Raw genomic sequence first — 23,297 nt, forward strand, 5'->3', positions numbered from 1 at the left:
TGGGAGAAGGAGGCCGCCGATCGGCCTGCTCCGGTCAGCGACGAAGCTCATCTGTGAAGGAGCCCGACAATGACCACTCACGCAGGTGGGACGAACACGGCCACCCGGGATTCCGGGCACGCTCTCGTCTCCGGCTGGACCGCGTTCGCCGCGATCCTGATGATATTCGGCGGGCTGATGGCGATATTCCAAGGGATATCCGCCATAGCCAAGGACAGCGTATTCGTCGTCACGCGTGACTACGCCTTCGAGTTCAGCCTGACGGGCTGGGGCTGGGTGCACCTGATCCTGGGCATCGTCGTGATGCTGGCCGGCTTCGCGCTGTTCAAGGGCGCGATGTGGGCACGCGTCCTCGGCGTCCTGCTCGTGGGCCTGAGCATGATCGCGAACTTCATGTGGCTGCCCTACTACCCGCTGTGGGCCCTGGTGTTGCTCGCGATCGATGTCTTCGTCATCTGGGCGTTGTGCGCCGGACCACGGCCCACCACCACCTAGCGCGCAGCCGAACCGCTCACGCGCGAGCCGCCCCTCCGGCCGGTGATGAACCGCCGGGGGCGGCCGGTTGGAGCCGTACCGACACCACATACGAGATGACGACGGCCACGATGACGAGCGGCATCACGGTGAGCCCCTCGGAGCCCAGCAACAGGGTGGCCAGCAGCACGGACGTCATCGGCAGCTTGAGCATCGCGACCGCCATCGCCCCGACGCCCATCGCGAACCCGGCCGTGAGCGTCAGTCCGGGCAGCCCGGACAGCAGGATGCCACCCGCCGCCCCGACGAACATCGCGGGGAAGATGGGGCCACCCCGGAAGGCGCTCAGCGATACGCAGTAGGCGAGTGCCTTGCAGACGGCGAGGGAGACCAGCGCGACCGTGGAGTAGGCGGCGCTGTGCGCCAACAACCCTTCCAGCGCGGTCTCTCCCGAGTACATCACCTCCGACGGCTCCCGCCCGGTGCCCGCCCCGTAGCCGATCGCGAGCCCCGCGACGGCCAGGCCGGCCACCACTGTGCCCACCACCCGCCGTCGCTCGACGCGCCCCTTGAGGAACAGGGCGAGCCGGCGAACTCCCGCTCCCGCGAAGGCTGCCACGATGCCGATGACCAACGCCCAGCCGAATTCCGCGAGGGTGGGCGCGGCTGCCGTGGGAATGTCGTGCAGGGCCAGCCCGTACGTACCGAGCCCGGTCCAGTCGCCGAGCCCCGTGAAGATGAGCGCGCCGGTCCCCGACGCCAGCAGACCGGGCGCCAGCACCGTTCCCAGCAGCGGCCCGGCGAGCCCCGAGACCTCCATCAGCAGGAAGGCACCGAGAAGCGGCGACCCCAGCAGCGCGCTGACGGCCGCGAAGCTGCCCGCCGCGCCCACCACGGCCACCGCCCGGGCGTCGGGATTCCGTGCGGCCAGGCGCAGGGCGCCCACCGCCAGCCCGCCGCCGATGGCGATGAGCGGCGCCTCGGGGCCGAGCACCGCGCCGAGCCCCAGGGATGCGAGGGCGGCGCAGACGATGCCGGGCAGCGCGGCCAAGGAGGGCGCGCCGCCCGCCGAGAAACCGTCCGCCGGTTCATGCCCGCCGTGCCCCGGAAGGTGACGCACCGTCATCCCCACCAGGGCGCCCGCCAGGGCCAGCATCGGCAGCGGCCACCACAGAGGCGTGTCGTGGAAGCCCAGCGCCACCGGCAGGTCGGTATAGACCAGCGGTTGCAGCTCGGTGACCAGCGCGAGAAAGCCGAACGCCACCGCGCAGACCGGCGCCCCGATGAGCGCGGCCAGGGCCAGCAGCCCCAGATAACGCCGGGTTCGCAAGGGGGCGTAGGGATCTTCCGGCATCTCCGCCGATGCCGCTCCGGGTGCGCCGACCGACATGCGTGCCGCCTCCTCGCCGGGGTGAACGCCGGTGTCCTCGGGGTCCGGGCGCCCGGCACGAGCCGGACGATCATCCGCCAGTAAACCACCCGAAGGCGGTATAAATGCCGCATGGCAGCTCAAGGCAGTCGGGTGGGCCCCCTCCGCGACACCGGCGCACCGGCATGACGGTCGTACCGTGGGGTGCCGCCGAGGGGAGGGAACGCCGCCGGGTGCTTCTCCGTCACCTCCTGCGCTCGGTGACGGCGGTGACCCTGCTGGTGGTGCTCTACTACCTGGCCCCGCTGGACCGCCCGCCGGACGCCGGGCTCGCACTGGCCCTGGCCGCGGGGCTGTCGCTGTTCCTCGCCGTCGTCGTCCGTCAGGTCAGGGCGATCACGCGCTCCCCGTACCCGCGACTACGGGCCCTGGAGGCGCTCGTCACCGCCGTGCCGCTGCTCCTGCTGCTCTTCGCCGCCGCCTACGTACTGATCGAGCACGGTCACCACGGGTCCTTCTCCGAGGCGTTGAGCCGCACCGACGCCCTGTACTTCACGGTGACGGTGTTCGCCACCGTGGGGTTCGGAGACATCGTGCCCCTGACGAAGAGCGCCCGCGTCGTGACCACCGTGCAGATGCTCTTCGACGTCGTGGCGCTCGGCCTGCTGGCGAAGGCCATTCTCGGAGCCGCCGAGGCCGGGGTGCGACGGAGGTCCGCACGGGATGCCGGAGAGCCGGGCCCCACGGGGGACGGGCCCGCGCAGCCCTGACCGGCGCCGATGCCGGCGAGGACGCGGACCCGGCGGAGGCCGGCAGGCACACGATTCGGGTGCCGCGCCCGCTCCACCCGGCGCTCAGGCGCACCAGGTGCCGCGGCAGGACGCGGCGACGAAGCCGGGTCCGAACGCGAGCAGCAGCCCCTCCTCGCCGTCGCCGGGCGGGTCGTCGTGGGTGCGGGCGAGAACGTCGAGGACCGCGACGCCGCCCAGGTTGCCGTTCTCCTCCAGGCTGCTCCAGGAGTGCCGGAGCGCCTTGGGCTCGACGTCGAGACCCCGGGCCACGTCATCCAGAATGCGGGGTCCGCCCGGGTGGACGGCCGCCCATCGCGGCGGTGCGGTCGCCGGCTGTCCGGCGCGCAGCCAGTCGTGGAGGGCGGGCATGACGTCACCGGCGGCGTTCGCGGCCTTGCGGGTGGAGTCGAAGTGCAGGCCCGCGTCGTCGAGGCGGCCCCAGTAGCGGTCGTGACTGCCGGGGAGCCAGTACTCCCAGGTGGCGTCGATGCGCAGCCCCGGGCCGCGAGGGGTGTCGGTCACCACGCAGGCGCCCGCACTGTCCCCGAACAGCGCTTTGTAGATCATGCTTTCCAGGGTGGTGTCCTCGTGGTGGTAGATCGTGCTGATCGTCTCGGCGGCGACGACCAGGACACGGCTGCCCGGCTCGGCCCGGACCTCGCGGGCCGCGCGGATGAGGGCCTGCGCACCCCCGACGCAGCCGAGGGTGGCCATCGGCATCCGGCGGACGTCGGGGCGCAGTCCGAGCGCGCCCGTCAGGTGGACGTCGAGACCGGGGACGGCCCACGAGGTGGTGTGACTGGTGACCACGCAGTCTACGTCGGCCGGTGTCAGCCCGGCGGTGGCCAGGGCCGCGCGGGCCGCCTCCTCGGCGAGGCGGGCGGAATCGGCGAAGGCCACCCGGTTGCGCTCCCCGATCGTGGCGGTGCCCGCGACGGTGGGGGAGCGCAGCGGCCGGGTGAAGCGCCGGGTGTGCACCCCGGTGGCCCGGACGACGCGCAGGATCGAGCCCAGCCGTGGGTTGCCGCCGTGGTGCTCGCTGATGTCGGCACAGATGTCATCGGTGGTGACGACATGGTCGGGCAGGGCTATCGAAGGCATCGAGACGTAGGAGGGCACGAGGGCTCCACGAGGTAGGCGGGCGCGGTGTGGCTCAAACCTATGTGTAAAGGTGTCGCAAATTCGCCTACGGGTGCCATTCGATGTGCTCTGCCCGTACTGAGTATCACCGGGGGGTCACCCGAGGCGTCAACGGGCGTGCAACATGGGCTGACGAGGCCTCTGCTCTCCGCGATGGAAGACGAGGACCATGAGACGGGCGCGGGGCGCGGCGAGGGGTTCGGCCGTGCACAGCGACACCCAGCCCGGGCCCATCCGCGCGTGGTCGAGAGGGCGCTCGTCCCCGTCGGGATGGATGTACGCGCCCCCACCGGCCTCGTAGAGCGGCCCGACCACCGGGTCGGCGAGGATGTCCGCCTCCAGCGCGGTCAGCGTCTCGTCGTGGGGCAGCGCGGCCACGGCGGCCCGCATCTGGGGGAGGACGAACGGCAGCCAGTACTCGGTCCACCCGGTGAGCACGTCGCGCGCCTCGGGCGCGAGCGTCATCCACCGCATGGTGTTGGCCGGGACCTCCCCGCTGGGGAACATGTCGGCGAACGCCTTGTTGAAGGCGAGCACGTTCCAGGACTGGTCGTTGAGGTACGCCATGTGGGACATGCTGTTGACGACCTCCTGCCACGCGCCGGGAACCTCGGTGCCGGACCGGGGGTGCAGCGGGTACGGCGGGTCGCGATGCAGGGTGTAGAGCCACAGCAGCGTCCACTCGTGCTCGTTGAACGCGAGCAGCCGGGCCACGTCCCGCAACAGATCCTCGGGCGGGTTGGGGTGATTTCCGGTCTCGAGCCGGTTGAAGGTCCCGGGGGCGCGGTGCAGCAGCTGGTCGATCTGTGACTGTGCCAGTCCCGGGGCCCTCCGCCCCTGCCGGGCCGGGCGGGCGAGGCCGTGCTCTTCCGGGGCTATGAGAGCCCGGCGCGCACGGAGCAGCTTCTGCAGTGCTTCCTTGTCCACGTACGAATCCCTAATATCACGAGCGGCACCGCCAGGGGAAGGCGATTTCATTGGACAGTTTTTCCACCGAAAATCTCGGGGAAGAAATGATCGCATCCCTCATGCATGATCGACCTGCGGGTCCGCGTCATGAGAGCGGCGCTGACCTGGGCGCCTCACCCTATGTGAGGCCCAATCAGGGAGGGTACAATTCACTCGTCGACCGATCGAAACGGGAAGCAGAGGGCGGCCGCCATTCGCCCACAGCTGCCGAGATCTGCGTTACGCACCCCGCTTTCGGGTCTGTTCCCCGTGCTAATCGACGCCGCCCCGGCGGGCATCCGCGGTGAAGTCTCGCAGAGACAGCCCGCGGCATTGCGACCGCCTCCGGCCGGCTCCATGGGCACGGAATCCCTCTGCGGTTCCCCACGCGGTCCATCCGCGAACCGGCCGGACGGATGGCATCGACGCCACCACCCGCCGGGAGAGTTCGTCCCAGGATGCGACGCTGATCCGCGGCGCCCGTGTGGCTGAACTTCGACGACAGCGAGGGCTGTCGGCACCCGGCCGACGGCCCCGCTCGCCCCGTTGTCGGCGACGCCGGCCCAAGGCGCTCACGGCTTCCAGTGCCGTTCCCCCCCCCCGGGCCCGGCTCGTGGCGCGCTCAGTGCGCCGTCGTTCGGCCGGGCGTCTCCTGGACGGAAGACGACCAGGACCCCGTCGGGCCCACGATCGCGGCGATTCTCATCCTGCTTGATGTCCCTGGTGCCGCGCAGACCGGTGATGAACAGCGGTGCGGCGGCGGCCTCCCGCGCGAGCGGGGCGGTACCGCCGAGGACGAGAAGCCCGGTCAGGGCTGCGAGGAAGAGGCGGCAGACAGACGCGCGGCAGCGGTTTCCGCGCGGGAGCCGGCCGCCGTGGCCGCCGATGTCGGAGCTCCCGGCGTGCAACCTGTCGAGCACGCTGTCCGGGAGGACGGCCTGACCAAGACCCACAGCGAGGAACGCCTCGCCCGGCAGGGCACCATCGACCACCACGCCCTGGAACGGGCGGGTCGCGGGGCGGGACAGCGGGCCGGGAGCGAGACGGTGGAGAGGACGGGCGGCGGCCCCGACCGTACGGGGCGGCCGGGCGCCGGCCGGGTCAGTGGCTCTTCCCCGTCCGAGCGGCGCCAAGCCCATCCCCGGCCCGCCCGCCCGGGACGCATACGAATACGTCGCCGAGGCGGCGGCACGCCGTGCGTCGACCGAGCCGCGCCGACGCCTGGGGCCTGTCCGGCGGATCGTCGCGGATCAGCGAGCGGCTCGGGGTACCCCCAGTGCCGGGCGTCGGGAGCCCACGAGATCCGCCGGACAGGCCCGGGTGCGACCGGTGCGTCAGACCTCCAGGTCCGCCTCTATCCGCCGCAGCTGGTGCCGTGCCATGGCCAGGTTCGCCCGCTTGCCGTCGAGCACCAGGTAGAGGAAGAGGCCGTTGCCGCCGCGGCCGGTCAGCAGCCTGATCAAGTGATACTGCGAGCCGAGGGTGATCAGGATGTCTTCGATGCTGTCCTGGATGTTGAGCATCTCCATGGCCCGCAGCTTCGCCCGTACCACGTCGGTGTTGGCCGCGGCCGCCACATTGAGGTCCAGTGCCTGCGACCCGCCCAGAGTGCCGAGCGCCATGCCGCTTCCGTAGTCGACCAGAGCGACGCCGAGGGCGCCCTCGATCGACGTCATCGCATCCTGCAGGGCCGCTTCGGTGTTCGCCATGAGAATCCCGCTTTCGTCATTGGTTGTCATCAAGGGCCGCCCCGTCCCCGCGGCCGTCCGCCGGCGGAACAGGGGGTGAAGAAGAGGTGCCGTGGTCACACCTGCCGTCGACGCTCCAGCGCGCTGTCGACGAGCTCCGATATTCGCGTCCCGGCCCTGCGGGCCTCCAGGTTCAGCCGGCCCACGTTGGCGTCGGCCGCCGCCAGGAGGGTCAGGACGCAGGACGAACCGGCCGCGTACGTCGCCACATAGCCGCGCTCGCCGCGCACCAGCAGTTCCCGGAATCCGCCGTGACCCACGGCGTCCGTCAGCCGCGCGCCCACCCCCAGGGCCGCCGCGGTCAGCGCGGCCACCCCGTCGGGCTCCATGTCGGTGACGAGATGCGCGATCACCAGCCCGTCGGTGCTCGCCACCAACGCACCGGTCAGATGCGGTACGCGGATCCGTAACGCCTGGAGCTCGGTGAGCACCTCGGGTAGGGCCGTCATCGACTGTCTCCTTCCTGTCCATTGCCTCAAGGCGCGTCTCATCATGGGAGCGGGGCATCCCGACGGGGGGACGGAACGGTCACAGGGCCTCCAACGCGTCACGGATCCTGATGAGCAGGGAGGTCTCCGGGGCGCCCGGCGCCTCGGGCAACGGCCGGTCGGCCTCCGGCATCCCCGGGTCCGGGGGACGGATCAGGCCCAGCGCCGCCAGCCGCCGGACGTCCAGGAGCGTGGCGAAGGCGGGGCGCCCGAGCGCCCGGGCGATCTGCACCGGGGTGCGTACCCCGTCGGCCGCGCGCAGCACCGCCCGGCGGCCGCACGCCGCCTGCGCGCCGCACCCGCGGCCCCGGTCGGCGTCGGGTACGGGCACGACGGGGGCCGCGTCCACCGCCGGGCCCGGCCATGCCTGCTCCAGGAGCCGGCGCCGTCTGCGCACCTCCCGTCGGAGGGCGGGGACCGGCACCGGCCGCACCGGGCCGAGCCAGTGCCGGGCCTCGCGGAGGAACCGCTCGGGCGGGCGCTGACCGTCCCCGAGGGGATGCAGGACGAAGTAGGCGGCGTCGAACAGCGCGCTCAGATGGCACAGTTCGAGTTCACCCTGGCTCAATCGGCCGTGTTCGACGAGGAAGTCGCCGGTCCGGTAGCCCGGGCCGCCTTGCGCCACGGCCTCCTCCCAGGCCTCCGCCGACAGCCGCCCCCGGGCGGTCAGCCGCCACCCCACATCCGGCGCGGCCGGGCTCTCCGCGTGCACCACCGCACCGTCGCAGAGATAGAGCGCACCCACCGGCCCGTGCAGGGCTCCGGTGGCGCCTTCGCAGGCCAGCCGGGCCAGCGGGTCCTCGGCGACCCGGCCCTCCACGGCCGGCGGCGCCGGAGTCGAGCCCGCGGCTTCCGCGGCTTCCGACGTCACGACAGGACCAGCCCGGCCGTCAGATCCCTCAGCCGGAAGCGGGCGACGGCCAAGTTGGACTCGGTGCGGTCGAGCCAGAGGTAGAGGAAGACGCTGCTGTCGAAGGCGGTCTCCACGAAGCGGATCAGATGGTATCCGCCGCGCGCGGTGACGATGAGGTCCTCCACGGGCCCGTCGGCCTGTTCTACGCGCCCGTCCGGCACTGCCCGTTCCGCTGGTTCGACCTGGGTGAACGCGCTGCTCTCGAAGGTGAGCCGGGCCAGTTCGGCGGCCTCCGCGGCCGCCGTCTCGTGGTCGTGGTTCGGGCCCTCGCCCGCCACTCCCAGGGTGAGTCCGGTCGTCCAGTCCACCAGACTCGCTCCCCGGACACCGGGGATCGCCAAGGCCTCGGATAAGCACGCGTCGATACCGGACACACAGACCTCTCCAGCCGCGCCGCGGCAGCGCACCGCCGCGACTCGTCAGACACAGACAACAGCTACCAACGGCATGTCGGCTGCGACGGAAGGTAATCGAAAACGGAACCGCGTGCGGTGGTTTTGGCAAATTCAACCGGCATAGGTCGAGCGGCGTGGTGGGCACCCCGGCACGGGCCCGTCGGCATCCGGTTGCTCACCGTCAGCGCCGCTGTTCGCGCTCCGGAGCGAAGGGTACGCCGCTCGCCAGCCCTCGGTAGCCGATGACCAGCGCCTCACCGAGGAAACCGACACCGATGGACAGCTGGATCGGCCGCGCGTTCTCGTGCATGCCGAGCCGTATCGCGAGGAAGCCGTAGCCGGCCATGGCCACGAAGGACCCGACGATGGCGAGAAAGGTCCGGCCGGTGTAGCGCTGCCACAGCACCCCGTCCTTGCCGAAGACCTGGACCGTCGCGCCGCGCAGGGCGCCGAGCGCGATACCGAGGACGCAGCCCACGACGACCCAGACGAGGTCGGTGCCGGTCAGGTCGTCGACCTTGATCAGGGCCCAGATGCCGAGGCCCGTGAGGACGAGGGCCGGTCCGAACAGGTCGCGGGCGTTGAGGGGTTCACCCCTCAACCGCTTGACCACCACAACGATCGCGACGACGGCAATGAGAGCCGCGAGCACCCAGACGTTCATGAACCCCACCCTTTATAGCCCGACCATGCTAAAAAAATAATTTAGCTCACCCGTGCTATAAAGGCAACATGCCGAAGATCGTCGACCCCGAGGCCCGTCGCCGGGCCGTGGCCGCCGCCGTTCTGCGCGTCATCAGCCGGGACGGTCTGGAAAAGGCGTCGCTGCGCAATGTCGCCGACGAGGCGGGGCTCGCCATCGGATCGGTCCGTCACTACGTCACCGATCAGACCGACCTGATGACGCTCGCCCTGCGGGAACTGGGCCGCCGCGTCGACCGGCGGATCTACGCCCACGCCGAGCAACTGCTCGACCCGGACGCCGGCATCGACCGCCGCACCCGCACCGAAGCCCTCCTCGCGGAGCTTCTCCCTCTCGACGGGACCCGCCACGAGGAGGCCGTGCTCTGGCTCGCCTTCACCACCGCGGCACGCACCCGGCCCGAACTGCGCGCCCGCGCCGACGCGTTGCATGAGGGCATGCACGCGTTGGTGCTACGCGTGCTGCGTGAATGGCAGCGGGTCGGCGGCCTGCCGGACGCCGTGGACGTCGGGACGGAGGCGCTGCGGCTGTCCGCACTGCTCGACGGCCTCGCGCTCCAGGTGGTGCTGCAGCCCGCCCACGTCACGCCGGACGACGCCCGAAGGGTGCTGCGACGCCACCTGGACGCGCTCAAGGCAGGGTCCTAGCCCGACTGCCGCCCGCGGCCGCGCATCTCGGTGCGGCCGCGGGCGTGCCCCGGCTTGGTGGTGGGCTGGTGGTGGGTCAGGCCGCCGTCGCCTGCTCCATCATGCGGCGCAGCAGCTTCTTGTCCGGCTTTCCGGCGTCGGTCAGCGGCAGTGCGTCGAGGAACTCGATGCGCGCCGGTTCGTACATCGTGCCCCGCTCGGTGCGCACCAGTTCGCGCAGGCCCCGCTCGTCGACCCCGCTGTCCCGCGTGGGCACGACGACGGCGTGGACCTGCTCCATGCGGTTGGCGTCCGGGACGCCGAAGACGGCGCTCTGCAGGACGTGGGGGTGGGAGTTCAGCAGGTCCTCGAGTTCCGTGGTGTACACATGGCCGCCGACCACCACGATCATGTCCTTGAGCCGGTCGACGATGGTCAGATAGCCCTCGTCGTCCAGGTGCCCGATGTCGCCGGTGTGCAGCCAGCCGTCCCGCAACACCTCGGCGGTCAGCTCCGGCTGCTTCCAGTACCCCTGCATGATGCCCGCCGAACGGACGCAGATCTCGCCGTGCTCACCGGGAGGCAGATCGCGGCCGGACTCGTCGCGGATGGCCACCTCGACGCCTTCCAGGGGCTTCCCGACGGACCGGAGGCGCTCGGGGTGCTCCGGGTCGTGGTCCTCCTCGGTGAGTACGCTGATGCCGCCGGCCTCGTTCTGCCCGTAGAACTGGTTGAGGACGGGGCCGAAGCGCCGGACCGCCTCGGCGATACGGGTCGGCGAGGACGGGCAGCCGCCGTACGAGACGCGGCGCAGGCTGGAGGTGTCGGTGCGGTCGGCGTCCGCGTGGTCCATCAGTTGGTACAGCAGCGGCGGCAGCAGGAACAGATGGGTGATGCGTTCGCGCTCGATCGCCGCGAGCACGGCCGCCGGCTCGAAGTCCTCCATCAGCACCACGGCTCCGCCGGTGCGCAGGGCGTGATCGGCCATCATGCCGGCGGCGTGGGCGAGTGTGGTGCACACCAGTTGCCGGATCGGCTGCCCCGCCTTGGCCATGATGTCTTCGGGTATGACGTCGTGGAACCACTGCACCTGGTCGAAGGAGGTGCAGATGGCCTTGGGGTGGCCGGTGGTGCCGCCCGTGTGACGGATGGTGCAGGTGTCCTGCGGCCGGGCGGGACTGGGGAGGGGGTCGGCCGACTCGTCCGCGGCGAGTTCCAGCAGGTCCGTGCCGATGGCGGCCGGGCCGAGCGTGAGGACGTTCTGCACCGGTGCCTGCCCGGTCACCTCACGGGCGCGGTCCGCGTACCGCGGGTCGACGATCAGGGTGTGGGTCTCGACGTCGCGGACGATGGTCGCCTGCACCTCGGCCGCGAGTTTGCTGTAGAGGTGGTTGACGCGGCAGCCGATCAGATTGGCGGCGTAGCGCACGGCGATCGTCTCGGGGAGGTTCCCGCTCAACAGGGTGACGGTCTGGCCGTGGCGCACTCCCTGGGTGCGCAACGCGCGTGCCATGCGGTACACGAGATCGTGGAGCTCGCGGCCGGTGACGCGTCGGTTTCGATGGATCAGGACGTGCCGGTCGGGTGTGGCCGCGAGGACGTCGAGCGTGTGCTCCACGTAGGTGCGGAAGTCGTTCGCGTTGAGGGGCATGCGCAATTCCTGGGTTCCCTGGGTTCCTGATGCGTGGTGGTCCGGTGCCCGGGGTGCGGCGGACGCCGCGTCGGCCGGTGGCGGCCCACGTACCGGCCCGGATCCGACGAGTTTGGTAGCCCAGGGCAACTAAAGTGATCTTATCTCTTCACCTTCAAAGGCTCCAGGCCGTGCAGGGCCGTGCCTGGGTTTCCTTGCCTGAAACGTCGATATCCAGTCAGTGGTCTCGATGGCGCGGGCATGCTGGCCGGCATCGTAGGGTGGCTTTTCCACACCGACGGGGGAAGCGACATGAGCAGCGGGACACGACAGGCGGCGGATATCACGGCGGAAGGACGCAACGGGCCCGCCCAGGTCGCCCTCTGGGCCGCCGTCATGGGTATTGGCCTGATCCTGGGCATCGTGGTGACGCCGATGTTCTGGCTGATGTGGGGCGGTTGGTACACGCTGTTCGTGTTCCTGTGTGCCTTCGTCGCCATCCCGGCCGGGCACCTCGGCCGCAGGCGAGGCAAGCGGCTGGGCGGCCGCGACCGTGGTGCGGCACTGTTCGCCATCGTCGCCGGATGGCTGTTGATGCTCTGCGTTCTGCTGCTGGTGGTCGCCTATGCCGGGTTGGTGGCGGGGCTCGCGGTGCTGGTGGACTCGGCCCGCTGAGCGGCGGGCCGACCCCGCGCGGCCCGGGCACCCTGGCACGCTTGCGGGACGACCCGGCCCGCCTTCACCGGGCCTCGGCCACCATCGGCAGCCGATCGGGGTGGAGGTTCGCCCGGGTGACCATGCGGACCCGCGCGCCGGGGAACGGGCGCAGCCGCCACCGCCCGCAGACGGTCGCCACCGCCATGGTCATCTCGGCCAGGGCGAAGGTGTCGCCGATGCACTTGTACGCACCCGCGCCGAAGGGGATGAAGGCCCCCTTCGGCAGGTCGCGCGCCCGCTCGGGCAGCCAGCGGTCGGGGTCGAACCGACGCGGGCTCGCGAACCAACGCGGGTCGTGGTGCAGCGCGTACGGGCTGTAGAGGAGCTCCGCCCCGCCGGGCACCGACACGGTACCGAGCCGGACGGCGGACGTCGCGCGGCGCGTGATCATCCATGGCGGGTAGCGACGCAGCGTCTCCAGCACGACCCGGCCGGTGAACGCGAGGGCCGGCAGATCCTCGAAGCGCGGCGGCCGGCCGCCGAGCACCGTGTCGACCTCGGCGTGTACGCGTTCCTCGATCTCGCGGTGGCGCCCGAGTTCATGGAAGAGCCAGGCGAGGCTCGCCCCGGTCGTCTCCACCGCGGCGACGGCCAGACTGGTCACATGGTCATGGACCTGCCGGTCGGTCAGACCGCGGCCGTCCGCGTCCCGTTGGGTCAGCAGCAGGGAGAGCATGTCCCCGTGGTCCTGTCCGGTGTGACGGTGCGCGGCGATCGCCTGCCCGACGAGCCGTTCCATGGTGTGGCGGGCGCGGTCGAAACGGCGGTTCGAGGCGACCGGCACCCGCGCCCACCACTCCGGCAGCAGGAGGTGCACCATCATGCCCCGGGAGAGAGCGGGCAGCGCCCGGTGGAACTCCGCGCTGGCGCGGGTTCCCAAGCCCGAGGGAAGCAGGGTGTTCGCGAGCACACCGAGCGAGAGGTCGTTCATCGCCCGGTCCACCGCGACGACCTGCCCCGGGCGCCATTGCGCGACGACGCTTTCGGCGACCCGGCCCATGACAGCGGTGTAGGCGGGGATCCGCTGATGGTGGAAAGCCGGTTGGAGGGCCCGTCGGGCCCGGTGGTGAACTTTTCCTGAAGAGACCACCAGGCCCTCCCCGAGGAAGAGGGACGCCTTTTCGAAGAGCCGGCCGCGAGTGAAATTGCGGGCCCCGCCGACAAGAACGTGCTGGACCAATTCCGGATGCGTGAGGGCGTAGAAAGGCAATGCCCCGAGCCGTAGCCGGACGACGTCTCCGTGTGCGGCCAGCGACGTGACGAAGTCGAGGGGGCGTCGCATCAGCGGAACCGTGTGACCGGCGACGGGCCAGGCGCCCGGGGCCCACGCGATCGTGCCGGTCGTGGCCTTGTCATGGCTCGGCGTATTCCGTGTGCGCCCGGCGGTCAGTGTTCGGCATCGAGGGTCCATGGTGTCTCCAACCTCGTATTCACTCGTCACACTGTTGGCCTCCCCATCCAAGTCGAGAGCGGGTGTGCAAGGCGGACGCCACCGGGGGTATCGGATGCACGCGGCGCGGCCCATCGGCATCCGGGCTCCCCGCTTCCCGGCTCCGCGCCCCCTAGTGGGGCCCGGGAGGCGGAATTCAAGCGACCGACGAAGAAACCATCCGATAAACGTGCTCGCTCTATTTAAGGCTCGTGGCATTTATGGGCGCGGACGTCTGTCGGGGCGCCGGCCCGCGAGGGCGCGGATCACAACGGCTCGGCGGTGTGCGGGACGTAGAGGTCCAACAGCCGGCTGCGTGCCGTGTGCAGCCGGTGACCGAGCACCTCGGCGACCGCGCGCATGACGGCGAAACCGAGCGCGGGATTCTGCTCGCACAGGGCCCGCGCGTCGGCGCCGTCGAACTCGTACGCCCGCACGGGGCTGAGCGCCTCCGCGCCGAACCCCCACTCGTACGGCGGGAACAGCCAGGACCAGCCGAGCAGATCCCCCGTGCCCAGCGTCTCCACGGTGACCACCCGCCGCCCGGGCAACTGGAGGTCCAGAGTGACCGCCCCGGAGCGGATGATCCAGAAACGGTCCGCCGTGCCGTGTTCCTCGAAGATCCGGGCGTCCTCCGGGAAGGAGATCTCGCGGGCGAGCTCCATCAGCCGATCCCGGTATTCCGCGGGCAGGGATCTGAGCAGTCTCTTCGTTGTCGTCATTACCGAGAGCCTCCTCGCAGCCCGCGGCGCCGCTCACACGTCGCCGCCCCGCCGGTGGCCCGCCGGGGCAGACATCCTCCGCCCCGTGCGCGCAGCCTGCTCCCTCCATTGACCCACGCCCGCCGACGGGCGGCATCCCGAGCGTGGACAGGGACACGCCCTGGGGAGGAGCCGCACGGTAGCAGCGTCCGGGAGGGGAGAGGCCGGCTTTGTCAGAGGCCGCGAATCCTCGTCTGCACGACTGAACCGGCGGCTAGCGTCCGTGGGCATTCCGGCGGGGCGGCTTCCGGCACGGACCGCTTCCGGTAACGGACCGCTTCCGGCAGGGGCGGCCTCCGGCCGGGCGACCGATGCGGGCGCCCGAAGAACCCGGAGAAACCGAGGAACCCGAAGAAACCGAGGAAGGTGTCCATGCGATCCGTACGTTCCCTGCGTTCCGCGCGCTCCCTGAGCAGTCTGCGGCCCGTCTCCCGGCGGACTCTCGGCACCGGGCTCGTCGTCGGCTCGCTGGCCGCGACGCTCCTGGCGCTGCTGATCCCCGTGTACCTCTTCGGCAGTGCCGAACCGGCGGCGGCGGGCGCGAGCACCGCGTGGAACGACGACGGCGGAGGCATCACGCACACCCAGTCCGGGCCGCTGACCCCGCTGGACCGGGACTTCGTCCGCCGGGTACGGCTCGCCGGGCTGTGGGAGAAGCCCGCGGGAAGACTCGCCCTGGAGCGCGGCACGAAGGACACGGTGAAGACGGCCGGTCATCACCTCGTCGACGGCCACACCGAGCTGGACCGGCTCTCCCTCGAAACGGGCCAGGTCCTGGGCGTGACCATGCCGGAACGGCCCACCGCCGAACAGCAAGGGTGGCTCGACCAGTTGGAAGGCGCCCGGGGCGCCACGTTCGACCGGCTCTTCGCGAACCTTGTGCGGGCCGCTCACGGCAAGGTGTTCGGGCTGGTGGCGCTCGTACGCGACCGCACCGCCAACACGACGGTGCGGGAACTGGCGTCCCGTGCCAACACCGTCGTCCTCGACCACATCACGGTCCTCGAGAACACCGGACTCGTCGACTTCCCCCACCCAGGTGACAACGAAAAGAAGTGACCCCACATGATGCGACAGGCCCATAAACGCTCGCAATTGAGGACCCGGGCGGTGGTCGCGGCCGCGGCGCTGCTGCTGGGCGGCGGCGGAACGGCGATCATCGCGGCCAACGCCTCCGCCGGCGGTGCCCACGACACCGCGAAACACGACACCGGGCAGACCCCGCACGGCGCCGCGGCGGGCTCCGCCACCGGTGAGGCGACGACCGTCTCCTGCCCCGACGTCGGCGAACGGCTGCGCGAGGTCCCCGCTCCGGCGCGGACCGACGTCTCCCGAGGCCTCTCCCAGCTCGACGCCCAAGTGGCGAGTGCCTACGAGCAGATGATGTCGAAGGGAACCACCCCGGACGCCGTGCTGGGGGAGCTGAAACGGAAACGCGACGAGACCATCGGCAGCATCACCGATTCCATCAAGGCGGCCGACAGCGCCGCCGTCCCCGCGCCCGAGGACCTGAGCGCACTGAGCGGGTGCCGGACCCGGCAGATCAGTACGACCGCGGCCGACGACTCCTCCCGCCCCTTGAGCTCCCGGCTCGGCGAACAGGGCAAACCCGGCGGCCCCTCCCGCGCCGACTTCGCCGACATCAGGACCGCGCCGACGCGACCCGGTGCGCCCGCGGCCCGCCGCGGCGGCTCGACGGGCACCTTCGCCTCCGTGTGCGGTCGCAACGAAAACGGTCACTTCAACCCCGACAACGTGATCGTCACCCCCGGGGTGCGCAACGGCGCCCACCATATGCACGACTATGTGGGCAACAAATCCACCGATGCCTTCTCCACCGACAACAGCCTCGCGGCCGCGGGAACGACCTGCACCAACGGGGACAAGTCCAGCCACTACTGGCCCGTGCTGCGGAAACTGGACGGAAAGGTGGCACCGGACGCCAATGCGCCGGGCGGCGGCCACGACGGGAACATGGGAACCGTGCTGCGCCCCGCGTCGGTGACCCTGCAGTTCCGGGGCAGCCCGGTGGCAAAGGTGACCGCGATGCCCCGATTCCTTCGCGTCATCACCGGCGACGCCAAAGCACTCACCAATGGCCTGGCCAACGCGAACGCCTCATGGAGCTGCGCGGGATTTGAGGACCGGCAGTTGAAGGATAAATATCCGATCTGCCCGAACGGTGCACAGGTCGTCCGCACCTTCGCCTTCCAGAACTGCTGGGACGGGCGTAATACCGACAGCGCCAATCACCGCACCCATGTCGCCTTCGCCCGCGCGGACGGCTCCTGCCCCCGTGGTTTCAAGGCCATTCCGCAACTGGTGCAGCGCATCACCTACGACGTACCGGCGGGCGTCCCCTTCGCCGTGGACAGCTTTCCCGAGCAACTGCACAAGCCGGTCACGGACCACGGCGACTTCATCAACGTCATGTCGGACGCGCTGATGGCGCGGGCGACGGCCTGCATCAACGGTGGCCGCACCTGCTGACGGCAAACTTCCCGCACCACCCGTAAAACCCCCGGCGCCGGGTGCTCCCCACCACACTGTCCACCGGGCGCCGGGAAGGCGGCGGCCCCGAACATCCGAGTTCGGGGCCGCCGCGCCACGCGCTGTCTCACAGACCGTTGATCCGGGCCCGGCCGGCCGGGCTCAGCGGCGCGGCGGCCGCCCCCAGGGCCCGCACCGGGCCGTGCGCGCGTGACCGCAGCTGCCGGGCCTGGGCCAGCAGCCGTCGGCTGCGCAACGCCAGCTCCAGCTCGAAACGGGTGCGCGGCTCACGCATCGCCGGCCCGAAGAGCTTCTCGATCTGGCGAAGGCGGTAGCGCACCGTCTGGGGGTGCACCTTGAGCGTACGGGCCGCCTCCGGCGCGCCCCCGCTCTCCAGCCAGGCCAGCAGCGTCACCTCGAGCCGCTCGCTCTGCCGGGGGGTGAGGTCCTCCAGCGGGCGCAGCCACCGCGCGGACAGGGCCCGGGCCAGGGACTCGTCCTGGAGCATGAGCAGCTCGGACAGGTGGTCGTCGACGAACGTGACGCGTTCGGCCGGGCCGCCCACCGCCGCCGCCAGGGCCAGCAGCCGTCGCGCCCAGCGCAGCGAGGAGGCGGCGTCCGTGACCGGGACGGAGTGGCCGACCGCGGCCACCCGGCCGCCCAGCGCCGACTCCAGGGCCGCCCGGGCCCGCGGCCCCGGGTCGGGGATCAGCAGACACAGGTCGGCCTCGACGGTGCCGGGCAGCCCCTGACCGAGGGCCGCCGCCAGTTGCGGGGTCAGCGCGGGCGTCGGCTGCGGAACCAGATGGGGCGCCATGGAGTGCGCGTCGTTCGGGCCGGCGAGCACGATGGCGCGCACCCGGCGGGGGAGCGGCCAGCCGGCCCGGCCCGCCAGTTCGGTCAGCACGTCGTGGGGGATGTGCCGGTCGTCGGCGAGCGCGGTGAACAAGGCCTGGCGGGCCCGGGTGCCGGGCATGGCGGTGACGACCTGTCCCGGTTTTCGCCGCGGTGTGGGTATGCGCTCCGGCCCCGCGGCGGGCCGCAGTCCCAAAGTCAGCAACAGCGCTCTCTCCACCGCCTCTTGTGTCGCTTCCCTGCCGATGCGCTGTGATACCGCCGAAAACGCGGGCGTACTGCGCTGCAGTTCTTCGGCCAACTGCGCGGCAACCGCGGGAAGTTCCTTTCTCAGGACCCGGGTCCACTCACCACGCGGCCGCGACCAGATGCGGTTCAGAATGTCGCACATCGTCTACCTCCGGACTTCCGTACCGGGCGGGAGGGCCGGGAATGTCGCCGGGGGCCTCTCGCCTGAGTGGGCATCATCAACAGCCGATCGCCGCCGTGGGGACAGCCGCGCGTGAATTTGTCACAGCACGATAAACCTTATGAAGATCCTGCGAAGTTGGACGATGCTTCTGCACATTCCACCGCCGGACCATGAGTGCCCGGACGGTCACACCACGTGAATTCGATGATCGCCTTGTCGGCGAATAGCGCCGATGCGAGGGATTTCCGGATTTCTCAGGAACACGGGCAGTCGCGAGGACCACCGCCGGCCGCCTGTGGGAGAACCAGATGCATATGTCGCGAACGCAAACGCTCTTGCCCCGCCCTCGACCCCGGGGCCGCTCGGGCGGTGGAGGCCGCCGCCGGGCCCCCCAGTCCCCACCACGTCCCCGACCCCGGCCGCGGGCCCGGCCGCAGACCCGGCCTTCCGCGCGCCCCGCCCTGCCCGCGGCGATCCTGCTGCTGCTCGCCGTCGCCGTCCAGGCCGGCGTGGCCGAACGGACACAGGAGTTCCTCGACTTCGGCGCGGGAGTACTCGCGCTCGTCTCGCTCACCTCCACCGTGCTGTGGGGGCTGGCCGCAACCGACCGACGGCTGCTGGGCTCGGCCCACCGACTCCTCGCCCAGGGCGTGCACCGCGGACTGGCCGTGGCCGGGCTCGGTTTTCTCGCCCTGCACATCTGGGTGAAGGTTGCCGAGGACCGTACCAGTCCGACGGCGGCGACCGTCCCTTTCACCGACAACACGCAACCCTTCCTCATCGGACTCGGCACACTGGCCGGGTATCTCTTCATCGCGGTGGCGGTCACCGGCGCCGCGCGCAGTGCCTTCACCGGCGGCGGTCGCTCCGGCCTGTGGCGGGCCCTGCACATGGCGGCCTATCCCGCGTGGGGCGCGGCCCTGGTGCACGGACTGCATGCCGGCCGGCCCGCCGCCGGCTGGGTCACCGCGGCGTACGCACTGTGCCTGAGCGGCGTCGCCCTGGCCCTGACACTGCGCCTGCGGGCCCGGCAGCGTGAGGCGCGGGGAGGACGACCATGACCGGGACCATGCCGTCACTCGCCACCGTCGGGCCGCCCCGGCTGCTGGCCGGACTGGACGAGACCGCGTGGATGGACCGGGCAGCGCACACCGCCGTGCACGGACCCGCACCCGAGATGGACGTGAAGGAGCTGACGGCGCTCGCGGAAGACATCGGCCTGCGCGGCCGCGGTGGCGCCGGGTTCCTCTTCGCCCGCAAGCTGCGGGCCGTCACCGACTCACTGCGCCGGACCGGCTCCGCCGCCGCCGTCGTCGTCAACGGCAGTGAAGGCGAGCCCGGTTGTCTCAAGGACACCGCACTGCTGTTGTTCGCCCCGCACCTGGTCCTCGACGGTGCCGTCCTCGCGGCCAAGGCACTCGGCGCGCACGAGGTCGCCATCGGCGTCACCCGCTCCGATGTCGAGGAGTCACTGCGCCGGGCGATCGCCGAGCGCGGCTCCGCGGGGCCGGGCATCGGGGTGACGCGGCTACCCGAACGCTTCGTCACCGGCGAGAGCTCGGCGCTCGTACGCGGCATCGACGGCGGTCCCGCGCTGCCCTCCGGCCGCAGGATCCGTACCAGCGAGAGCGGTCTGGGCGGGGTGCCCACCCTGCTCTCCAACACCGAGACCTTCGCCCAACTCGCCGTCGCCGCACGGCTCGGAGCCCTGGGCTACGGCGCGGTCGGTCTGCCGACCGAGCCCGGCACCGTCATGCTGACCGTCTCCGGAACACACGTGGTGGAGACCCCGACCGGCCTGCCCATTCCCTACGTCCTGGAGCTGTGCGGCACCGCACCCGGCCAGGGCGTACTGGTCGGCGGCTACCACGGCGGCTGGCTGCCGCCGGACGCGGCGCGGGCGGCCACCGTCTCCCGCGACTCGCTCGCCGCGGTCGACGGCGTCCTCGGGGCCGGAGCCCTGCTGCCACTGCCCGAGACCACCTGCCCGGTCGGCGAGACCGTACGGGTGGCCGGCTGGCTGGCGGAGCAGTCGGCCGGCCAGTGCGGCCCCTGCGCCCTGGGCCTGCCGGCCCTCGCGGACGCCCTCGCCGACGCGGCGGACGGCGGCGGGCAGCGCGCGCTGGACACCGTACGCACCCGCATCGCCGCCGTGGAGCGGCGCGGCGCCTGCAGTCACCCCGACGGCTCCACCCGCTTCGTGTCCTCCGCACTCACCGTCTTCGCGGAGGAGTTCGCCGCCCACGCCCTGGGACACGGTTGCGGACGCCCGACCCTCGGCGCGCTGCCGCTGCCTGCCGAGGAACGGACACGAACCACCGCGCCGGCAGCTCGTATCGGCGGTACGGCCCCGGCCCCGGCACCCGCGGAGCAGCTGCTGGTGGACTGGACGTTGTGCAGGGGGCACGGGCTGTGCGCGGACCTCCTGCCCGGGCTGCTGCGGCTGGGTTCGGACGGCTACCCGGAGCGGGCCGTCATCCCCGTGCCCGGGCGGATGCGACAACGGGCGCTGCGGGCGGTCCGGCGCTGCCCCGCCCTCGCACTGCGCGTCGAGGTCGCCGGCTGAGCGGCGCGCCTGCCTTCCGGCCTGAAGTTTCTGTCCCCACGTGACAAATTCCCGGACCCGCTGAGCGCACGGCGGACCGGCCCCGTACCCCCACGGCAACGGCGGATCCTCGCCGGGCCACGAGCAAAGGACAGTTCATGAACAAGCTGCGTCACGCCTCCCTCGCCGGGGCGGCGATCACGGTCATGATGCTGACGGCGGCATGCGGCGGCGGTGACAAGGCCGCCGAGGACGACTACGGCAAGGCCCCCGCCGGCAGCAGCTCGAAGATCGGCGACGGATACACCTCGGGCTCGGGCGGCTACGGCTCCGGTGGCGCCTCCGGCTCCGCCGCCGCGGACAAGAACGCCCCGGCCAAGCAGCTTGCCGTCCGCGAGGCGCCGGGGATCGGCCCCGTCGTCGCGGACGGCAAGGGCCTGACGCTCTACCGCTTCGACAAGGACACGGCCAAGCCGCCGGCCTCGCGCTGCGACGGTGACTGCGCCAAGGCGTGGCCGCCCGTACCGGCGGACGACGCGAGCGCCACGGCCGGTCTGGACGCCGAACTGGGCGAGGTCAAGCGCGCCGACGGCACCATGCAGCTCACCCTCGCCGGTTGGCCCGTCTATCGCTACGCCAAGGACGCCGCGCCCGGTGACACCAAGGGGCAGGGGGTCGGCGGCACCTGGAGCGCCTTCGCCCCGGACGGCAAGAAGGCGGGCGCGGCCGCCGGGGACGAAGGAAAGGAGGAGGGGAAAGAGAAGGAGGGAGGGAAGGAGAAGCAGCCCGCGGAGGAGGAACCGGCCGCCGAGGGCGTATCCGTCAAAGACAACCCGGCGCTCGGCAAGATCCTCGTCGACGGCCAGGGCCGCACCCTCTACCGGTTCAACAAGGACAGCGCCTGGCCCATGAAGTTCGCCTGCAACGACGCCTGCCTGGACACCTGGAAGCCCGCCAAGCCCGTCGAGAAGAGCGCGGTCCGTGGCGTACCGGAGAAGCTGATCACCACTGTCACGCGGCCCGACGGCACCAAGCAGTTGGCGGTCGACTGCTGGCCCGTCTACTGGTTCACCGGGGACAAGAAGGCCGGCGACACCACGGGCCAGGGCAAGCAGGGGCTGTGGTTCGCCGTCGACGACCAGGGCAAGAAGGTCACCACCCCGGCGAGTTGACGCTCGCCCCCCGGCCGGCCGCCCGCCCCTCCTCCCCGGGGCGGGCGGCCCGCGGCGCGCCGGTGGGCCCGCGGCTGACGCCTGCCGGGCGGGCGCCCGCGTTCACGCCGCTGCCGTACAGGCTCGCGTTCACACCACGGGACAGGTCTTCCAGGCGAAGTGGTAGAGGGTGTTGATGCTGCCGTCCGTCGAGTCCATCGCCATGAGGCTGGTCGTCCTGGCCGGATCCGACGTGCCCGCGTCCACCCGCAGCTCGGTGTTGATGTTGAAGTACCGGATGGCCCCGCAGGGTGCGTAGACCAAGGCATCGATGTCCGTGGTGTCGGACGTCTGCCAGTCGTCGTTGAACGGGCCGGCGAAGTGGTGGTTCATGAAGGCTGTCTGCGACATGCCCTGGAAGTAGTAATTGGCTCGCTGCAGACCCGTGGCCCCTTTCTCCAGGCGCGCGAAGCCGCGGTAGTCGGCCTTGGCGACCGCGTACGTGAATCCCTGCGGGACGTGGACGTTCAGGCCGAGCTGGCAGTTCTTGCGGAAGTCGGTCGGCTTGGATCCGACGCCCACTTGGGCGACGTAGTGGCTGTAGGAGACGGTGAAGGCCATGTTGTCCGGTGCGACCGTCACGTTCGCCGTCCCGAGCGGGCACCCCGACCCGTTGACGGACACCACATCGATCAGGACCTTGTCCGGCGGGGGCACCATGTCCGCGGCGACCGCCCTCGGTGCCGTCGGGGCGGCGAGCAGCACCAGGGCCGCGCCGCAGGTCATCACCGGTCTCCACATGGAAGTTCCCTCTCCAACAGCCTTGGTGTCCGTCCTTCCGGACACCCCTGACCTGCCTGCGGATCAACTGCGGTCCGGCCCGCGGCCCGATCAGGGGCACTCCTTCCAGGCGAAGTGGTAGAGGGTGTTGACGCTGCCGTCGGTCGAGTCCATCGCCATGAAGCTGTTGGTCGCCGTCGGATCGGAGGAGCCGGCGCTCACCCGCAGCTCGGTGTTGACGTTGAGGATCCGCTGGGTGCCGCACGGCGCGTAGACGAGGGACTCGACGCCCGTGACGTCCGATGTCTGCCAGTTGTCGTCGACCGGGCCGGTGAAGCGGTGGCTCACCGAAGTCGTGTGCGACATGCCCTGGAAGTAGTAGCTGGCCCTCTCCATGCCCGTGGCCCCGCTCTCCAGGTACGCGAAGCCGCGGTAGTCGGCCTTGGCGATCGCGTACGTGAACCCCTGCGGGACGCGGACGTTCAGACCGAGCTGGCAGTTCTTGCGGAAGTCCGTCGGCTTGGATCCGACGCCCACCTGGGCCAGGTAGTTGCTGTAGGTCACGGTGAAGGCCGTATTGTCCGCCGCGACCGCCACGGCGGCGGTCCCGGCGGGGCAGCCGGATCCGTTGACCGCCACCACATCGATCACGACCTTGTCCGGCGGGGGGCCGGTGTCCGCGGCCGCGGACGGCATGGCCGGAGCGACCACGAGCACCGCGGCCGCACCGCCGATCAATACCGGTCTGAACATGGAGACCTCCACGGTTCGGCGCGGACTCGTTCCGCGGTCCATGCCACCACCGGGACCGAGGCGTGTACAGGCCAGGTTGAGCCGACCCTGTGCGCCTCGCCGGGCCCCGGGTCCGGTCACCGCTCAACGGCCTCGGAAGACCGCGGGACGACGCCCGACGGACGAACGGCCCCCTCCGC

At 71.3% G+C, this 23,297-nt stretch carries 24 protein-coding genes; 9 read left to right on the plus strand and 15 right to left on the minus strand.

The window, feature by feature from the left end; all coding sequences use genetic code 11:
• The first annotated feature begins 69 nt into the window (after nt 1-69).
• On the plus strand, nt 70-495 hold the full coding sequence (locus ACZ53N_RS08285) for a DUF7144 family membrane protein (protein WP_469140128.1): 426 nt from the start codon (nt 70-72) through the stop codon (nt 493-495).
• A 16-nt stretch (nt 496-511) separates the two neighbouring features.
• Here the strand turns inward: ACZ53N_RS08285 and ACZ53N_RS08290 are convergent, their stop codons facing one another.
• The gene (locus ACZ53N_RS08290; RefSeq protein ID WP_469140129.1) at nt 512-1,864 is read right to left on the minus strand and encodes a chloride channel protein; all 1,353 of its coding nucleotides are present in this window, start codon (nt 1,862-1,864) and stop codon (nt 512-514) included.
• Between the two features lie 164 nt (nt 1,865-2,028).
• On the opposite strand from ACZ53N_RS08290, the gene ACZ53N_RS08295 reads away from it, so the two are divergent.
• The gene (locus ACZ53N_RS08295) at nt 2,029-2,613 is read left to right on the plus strand and encodes a potassium channel family protein (protein ID WP_469140130.1); all 585 of its coding nucleotides are present in this window, start codon (nt 2,029-2,031) and stop codon (nt 2,611-2,613) included.
• 84 nt (nt 2,614-2,697) lie between these two features.
• Here the strand turns inward: ACZ53N_RS08295 and ACZ53N_RS08300 are convergent, their stop codons facing one another.
• The 8 genes from ACZ53N_RS08300 to ACZ53N_RS08335 all read right to left on the minus strand — a co-directional run bounded on the left by ACZ53N_RS08300 (nt 2,698) and on the right by ACZ53N_RS08335 (nt 8,930).
• A complete protein-coding gene (locus ACZ53N_RS08300; protein ID WP_469140131.1) occupies nt 2,698-3,753 on the minus strand; it encodes a PhlD in 1,056 nt (351 codons plus the stop codon).
• 129 nt (nt 3,754-3,882) lie between these two features.
• The gene (locus ACZ53N_RS08305; protein ID WP_469140132.1) at nt 3,883-4,701 is read right to left on the minus strand and encodes an MmyB family transcriptional regulator; all 819 of its coding nucleotides are present in this window, start codon (nt 4,699-4,701) and stop codon (nt 3,883-3,885) included.
• 593 nt (nt 4,702-5,294) lie between these two features.
• Complete coding sequence (locus ACZ53N_RS08310; RefSeq protein WP_469140133.1) at nt 5,295-5,717, minus strand: hypothetical protein; 423 nt, start codon at nt 5,715-5,717, stop codon at nt 5,295-5,297.
• A gap of 339 nt (nt 5,718-6,056) precedes the next feature.
• Complete coding sequence (locus tag ACZ53N_RS08315; protein ID WP_365206591.1) at nt 6,057-6,431, minus strand: hypothetical protein; 375 nt, start codon at nt 6,429-6,431, stop codon at nt 6,057-6,059.
• Nucleotides 6,432-6,526: 95 nt separating this feature from the next.
• Nucleotides 6,527-6,961, minus strand: a complete 435-nt coding sequence (locus ACZ53N_RS08320) for a roadblock/LC7 domain-containing protein (protein WP_469140180.1) — start codon at nt 6,959-6,961, stop codon at nt 6,527-6,529.
• 37 nt (nt 6,962-6,998) lie between these two features.
• Nucleotides 6,999-7,829: a transcriptional regulator gene (locus tag ACZ53N_RS08325; RefSeq protein ID WP_469140134.1), complete on the minus strand. Its 831-nt coding sequence runs from the start codon at nt 7,827-7,829 to the stop codon at nt 6,999-7,001.
• Entirely contained in the window at nt 7,826-8,245 is a 420-nt protein-coding gene (locus tag ACZ53N_RS08330; protein WP_469140135.1) for a hypothetical protein, read from the minus strand. Before ACZ53N_RS08330 ends, ACZ53N_RS08325 begins: the two co-directional genes overlap by 4 nt.
• A 202-nt stretch (nt 8,246-8,447) precedes the next feature.
• A complete protein-coding gene (locus ACZ53N_RS08335; protein WP_469140136.1) occupies nt 8,448-8,930 on the minus strand; it encodes a DUF1453 domain-containing protein in 483 nt (160 codons plus the stop codon).
• 68 nt (nt 8,931-8,998) lie between these two features.
• Here ACZ53N_RS08335 and ACZ53N_RS08340 point away from each other — a divergent pair, with 68 nt between their 5' ends.
• On the plus strand, nt 8,999-9,616 hold the full coding sequence (locus ACZ53N_RS08340; RefSeq protein WP_469140137.1) for a TetR/AcrR family transcriptional regulator: 618 nt from the start codon (nt 8,999-9,001) through the stop codon (nt 9,614-9,616).
• Nucleotides 9,617-9,692: 76 nt separating this feature from the next.
• Here the strand turns inward: ACZ53N_RS08340 and ACZ53N_RS08345 are convergent, their stop codons facing one another.
• Nucleotides 9,693-11,246 (minus strand): AMP-binding protein, encoded by a 1,554-nt coding sequence (locus tag ACZ53N_RS08345; RefSeq protein WP_469140138.1) that lies wholly within the window; start codon nt 11,244-11,246, stop codon nt 9,693-9,695.
• Between the two features lie 240 nt (nt 11,247-11,486).
• Between ACZ53N_RS08345 and ACZ53N_RS08350 the strand changes: the two genes are divergently transcribed.
• Nucleotides 11,487-11,900: a DUF4190 domain-containing protein gene (locus tag ACZ53N_RS08350; protein WP_469140139.1), complete on the plus strand. Its 414-nt coding sequence runs from the start codon at nt 11,487-11,489 to the stop codon at nt 11,898-11,900.
• A gap of 64 nt (nt 11,901-11,964) precedes the next feature.
• Here the strand turns inward: ACZ53N_RS08350 and ACZ53N_RS08355 are convergent, their stop codons facing one another.
• The gene (locus ACZ53N_RS08355) at nt 11,965-13,590 is read right to left on the minus strand and encodes a cytochrome P450 (protein ID WP_469140140.1); all 1,626 of its coding nucleotides are present in this window, start codon (nt 13,588-13,590) and stop codon (nt 11,965-11,967) included.
• A 47-nt stretch (nt 13,591-13,637) separates the two neighbouring features.
• A complete protein-coding gene (locus ACZ53N_RS08360) occupies nt 13,638-14,093 on the minus strand; it encodes a Crp/Fnr family transcriptional regulator (RefSeq protein ID WP_469140141.1) in 456 nt (151 codons plus the stop codon).
• A gap of 411 nt (nt 14,094-14,504) precedes the next feature.
• Between ACZ53N_RS08360 and ACZ53N_RS08365 the strand changes: the two genes are divergently transcribed.
• Together ACZ53N_RS08365 and ACZ53N_RS08370 are read left to right on the plus strand one after the other, a co-directional pair.
• Nucleotides 14,505-15,191: a DUF4142 domain-containing protein gene (locus ACZ53N_RS08365; protein ID WP_469140142.1), complete on the plus strand. Its 687-nt coding sequence runs from the start codon at nt 14,505-14,507 to the stop codon at nt 15,189-15,191.
• Nucleotides 15,192-15,197: 6 nt separating this feature from the next.
• Entirely contained in the window at nt 15,198-16,622 is a 1,425-nt protein-coding gene (locus tag ACZ53N_RS08370; protein WP_469140143.1) for a DUF1996 domain-containing protein, read from the plus strand.
• A gap of 127 nt (nt 16,623-16,749) precedes the next feature.
• Here ACZ53N_RS08370 and ACZ53N_RS08375 read toward each other — a convergent pair whose 3' ends face one another.
• Nucleotides 16,750-17,598, minus strand: coding sequence for a PucR family transcriptional regulator (locus ACZ53N_RS08375; RefSeq protein WP_469140144.1), 849 nt, complete (start codon nt 17,596-17,598; stop codon nt 16,750-16,752).
• A gap of 626 nt (nt 17,599-18,224) precedes the next feature.
• Between ACZ53N_RS08375 and ACZ53N_RS08380 the strand changes: the two genes are divergently transcribed.
• The 3 genes from ACZ53N_RS08380 to ACZ53N_RS08390 all read left to right on the plus strand — a co-directional run bounded on the left by ACZ53N_RS08380 (nt 18,225) and on the right by ACZ53N_RS08390 (nt 21,606).
• Nucleotides 18,225-18,950, plus strand: coding sequence for a hypothetical protein (locus ACZ53N_RS08380; RefSeq protein ID WP_469140145.1), 726 nt, complete (start codon nt 18,225-18,227; stop codon nt 18,948-18,950).
• Nucleotides 18,947-20,455: an NADH-ubiquinone oxidoreductase-F iron-sulfur binding region domain-containing protein gene (locus ACZ53N_RS08385; RefSeq protein WP_469140146.1), complete on the plus strand. Its 1,509-nt coding sequence runs from the start codon at nt 18,947-18,949 to the stop codon at nt 20,453-20,455. The genes ACZ53N_RS08380 and ACZ53N_RS08385 overlap by 4 nt, the downstream gene beginning before the upstream one ends.
• 137 nt (nt 20,456-20,592) lie before the next feature.
• Nucleotides 20,593-21,606, plus strand: coding sequence for an SCO0930 family lipoprotein (locus ACZ53N_RS08390; protein WP_469140147.1), 1,014 nt, complete (start codon nt 20,593-20,595; stop codon nt 21,604-21,606).
• Between the two features lie 129 nt (nt 21,607-21,735).
• Here the strand turns inward: ACZ53N_RS08390 and ACZ53N_RS08395 are convergent, their stop codons facing one another.
• Nucleotides 21,736-22,386 (minus strand): DUF4360 domain-containing protein, encoded by a 651-nt coding sequence (locus ACZ53N_RS08395; protein WP_469140148.1) that lies wholly within the window; start codon nt 22,384-22,386, stop codon nt 21,736-21,738.
• Between the two features lie 90 nt (nt 22,387-22,476).
• Nucleotides 22,477-23,118 (minus strand): DUF4360 domain-containing protein, encoded by a 642-nt coding sequence (locus tag ACZ53N_RS08400; RefSeq protein WP_469140149.1) that lies wholly within the window; start codon nt 23,116-23,118, stop codon nt 22,477-22,479.
• Nucleotides 23,119-23,297: the final 179 nt, after the last annotated feature.

The sequence above is a fragment of the Streptomyces sp. NPDC033229 genome (genome assembly GCF_055576875.1).

Bases quoted from the DNA above. Each gene is read 5' to 3' on its own strand.
- ACZ53N_RS08285 (WP_469140128.1), top strand. From the start codon at position 70: ATGACCACTCACGCAGGTGGGACGAACACGGCCACCCGGGATTCCGGG.
- ACZ53N_RS08290 (WP_469140129.1), bottom strand. From the start codon at position 1,864: ATGTCGGTCGGCGCACCCGGAGCGGCATCGGCGGAGATGCCGGAAGAT.
- ACZ53N_RS08295 (WP_469140130.1), top strand. From the start codon at position 2,029: ATGACGGTCGTACCGTGGGGTGCCGCCGAGGGGAGGGAACGCCGCCGG.
- ACZ53N_RS08315 (WP_365206591.1), bottom strand. From the start codon at position 6,431: ATGGCGAACACCGAAGCGGCCCTGCAGGATGCGATGACGTCGATCGAG.
- ACZ53N_RS08320 (WP_469140180.1), bottom strand. From the start codon at position 6,961: ATGAGACGCGCCTTGAGGCAATGGACAGGAAGGAGACAGTCGATGACG.
- ACZ53N_RS08335 (WP_469140136.1), bottom strand. From the start codon at position 8,930: ATGAACGTCTGGGTGCTCGCGGCTCTCATTGCCGTCGTCGCGATCGTT.
- ACZ53N_RS08340 (WP_469140137.1), top strand. From the start codon at position 8,999: ATGCCGAAGATCGTCGACCCCGAGGCCCGTCGCCGGGCCGTGGCCGCC.
- ACZ53N_RS08345 (WP_469140138.1), bottom strand. From the start codon at position 11,246: ATGCCCCTCAACGCGAACGACTTCCGCACCTACGTGGAGCACACGCTC.
- ACZ53N_RS08350 (WP_469140139.1), top strand. From the start codon at position 11,487: ATGCTGGCCGGCATCGTAGGGTGGCTTTTCCACACCGACGGGGGAAGC.
- ACZ53N_RS08355 (WP_469140140.1), bottom strand. From the start codon at position 13,590: ATGCCACGAGCCTTAAATAGAGCGAGCACGTTTATCGGATGGTTTCTT.
- ACZ53N_RS08360 (WP_469140141.1), bottom strand. From the start codon at position 14,093: ATGACGACAACGAAGAGACTGCTCAGATCCCTGCCCGCGGAATACCGG.
- ACZ53N_RS08365 (WP_469140142.1), top strand. From the start codon at position 14,505: ATGCGATCCGTACGTTCCCTGCGTTCCGCGCGCTCCCTGAGCAGTCTG.
- ACZ53N_RS08370 (WP_469140143.1), top strand. From the start codon at position 15,198: ATGATGCGACAGGCCCATAAACGCTCGCAATTGAGGACCCGGGCGGTG.
- ACZ53N_RS08375 (WP_469140144.1), bottom strand. From the start codon at position 17,598: ATGCCCGGCACCCGGGCCCGCCAGGCCTTGTTCACCGCGCTCGCCGAC.
- ACZ53N_RS08385 (WP_469140146.1), top strand. From the start codon at position 18,947: ATGACCGGGACCATGCCGTCACTCGCCACCGTCGGGCCGCCCCGGCTG.
- ACZ53N_RS08390 (WP_469140147.1), top strand. From the start codon at position 20,593: ATGAACAAGCTGCGTCACGCCTCCCTCGCCGGGGCGGCGATCACGGTC.
- ACZ53N_RS08395 (WP_469140148.1), bottom strand. From the start codon at position 22,386: ATGTGGAGACCGGTGATGACCTGCGGCGCGGCCCTGGTGCTGCTCGCC.
- ACZ53N_RS08400 (WP_469140149.1), bottom strand. From the start codon at position 23,118: ATGTTCAGACCGGTATTGATCGGCGGTGCGGCCGCGGTGCTCGTGGTC.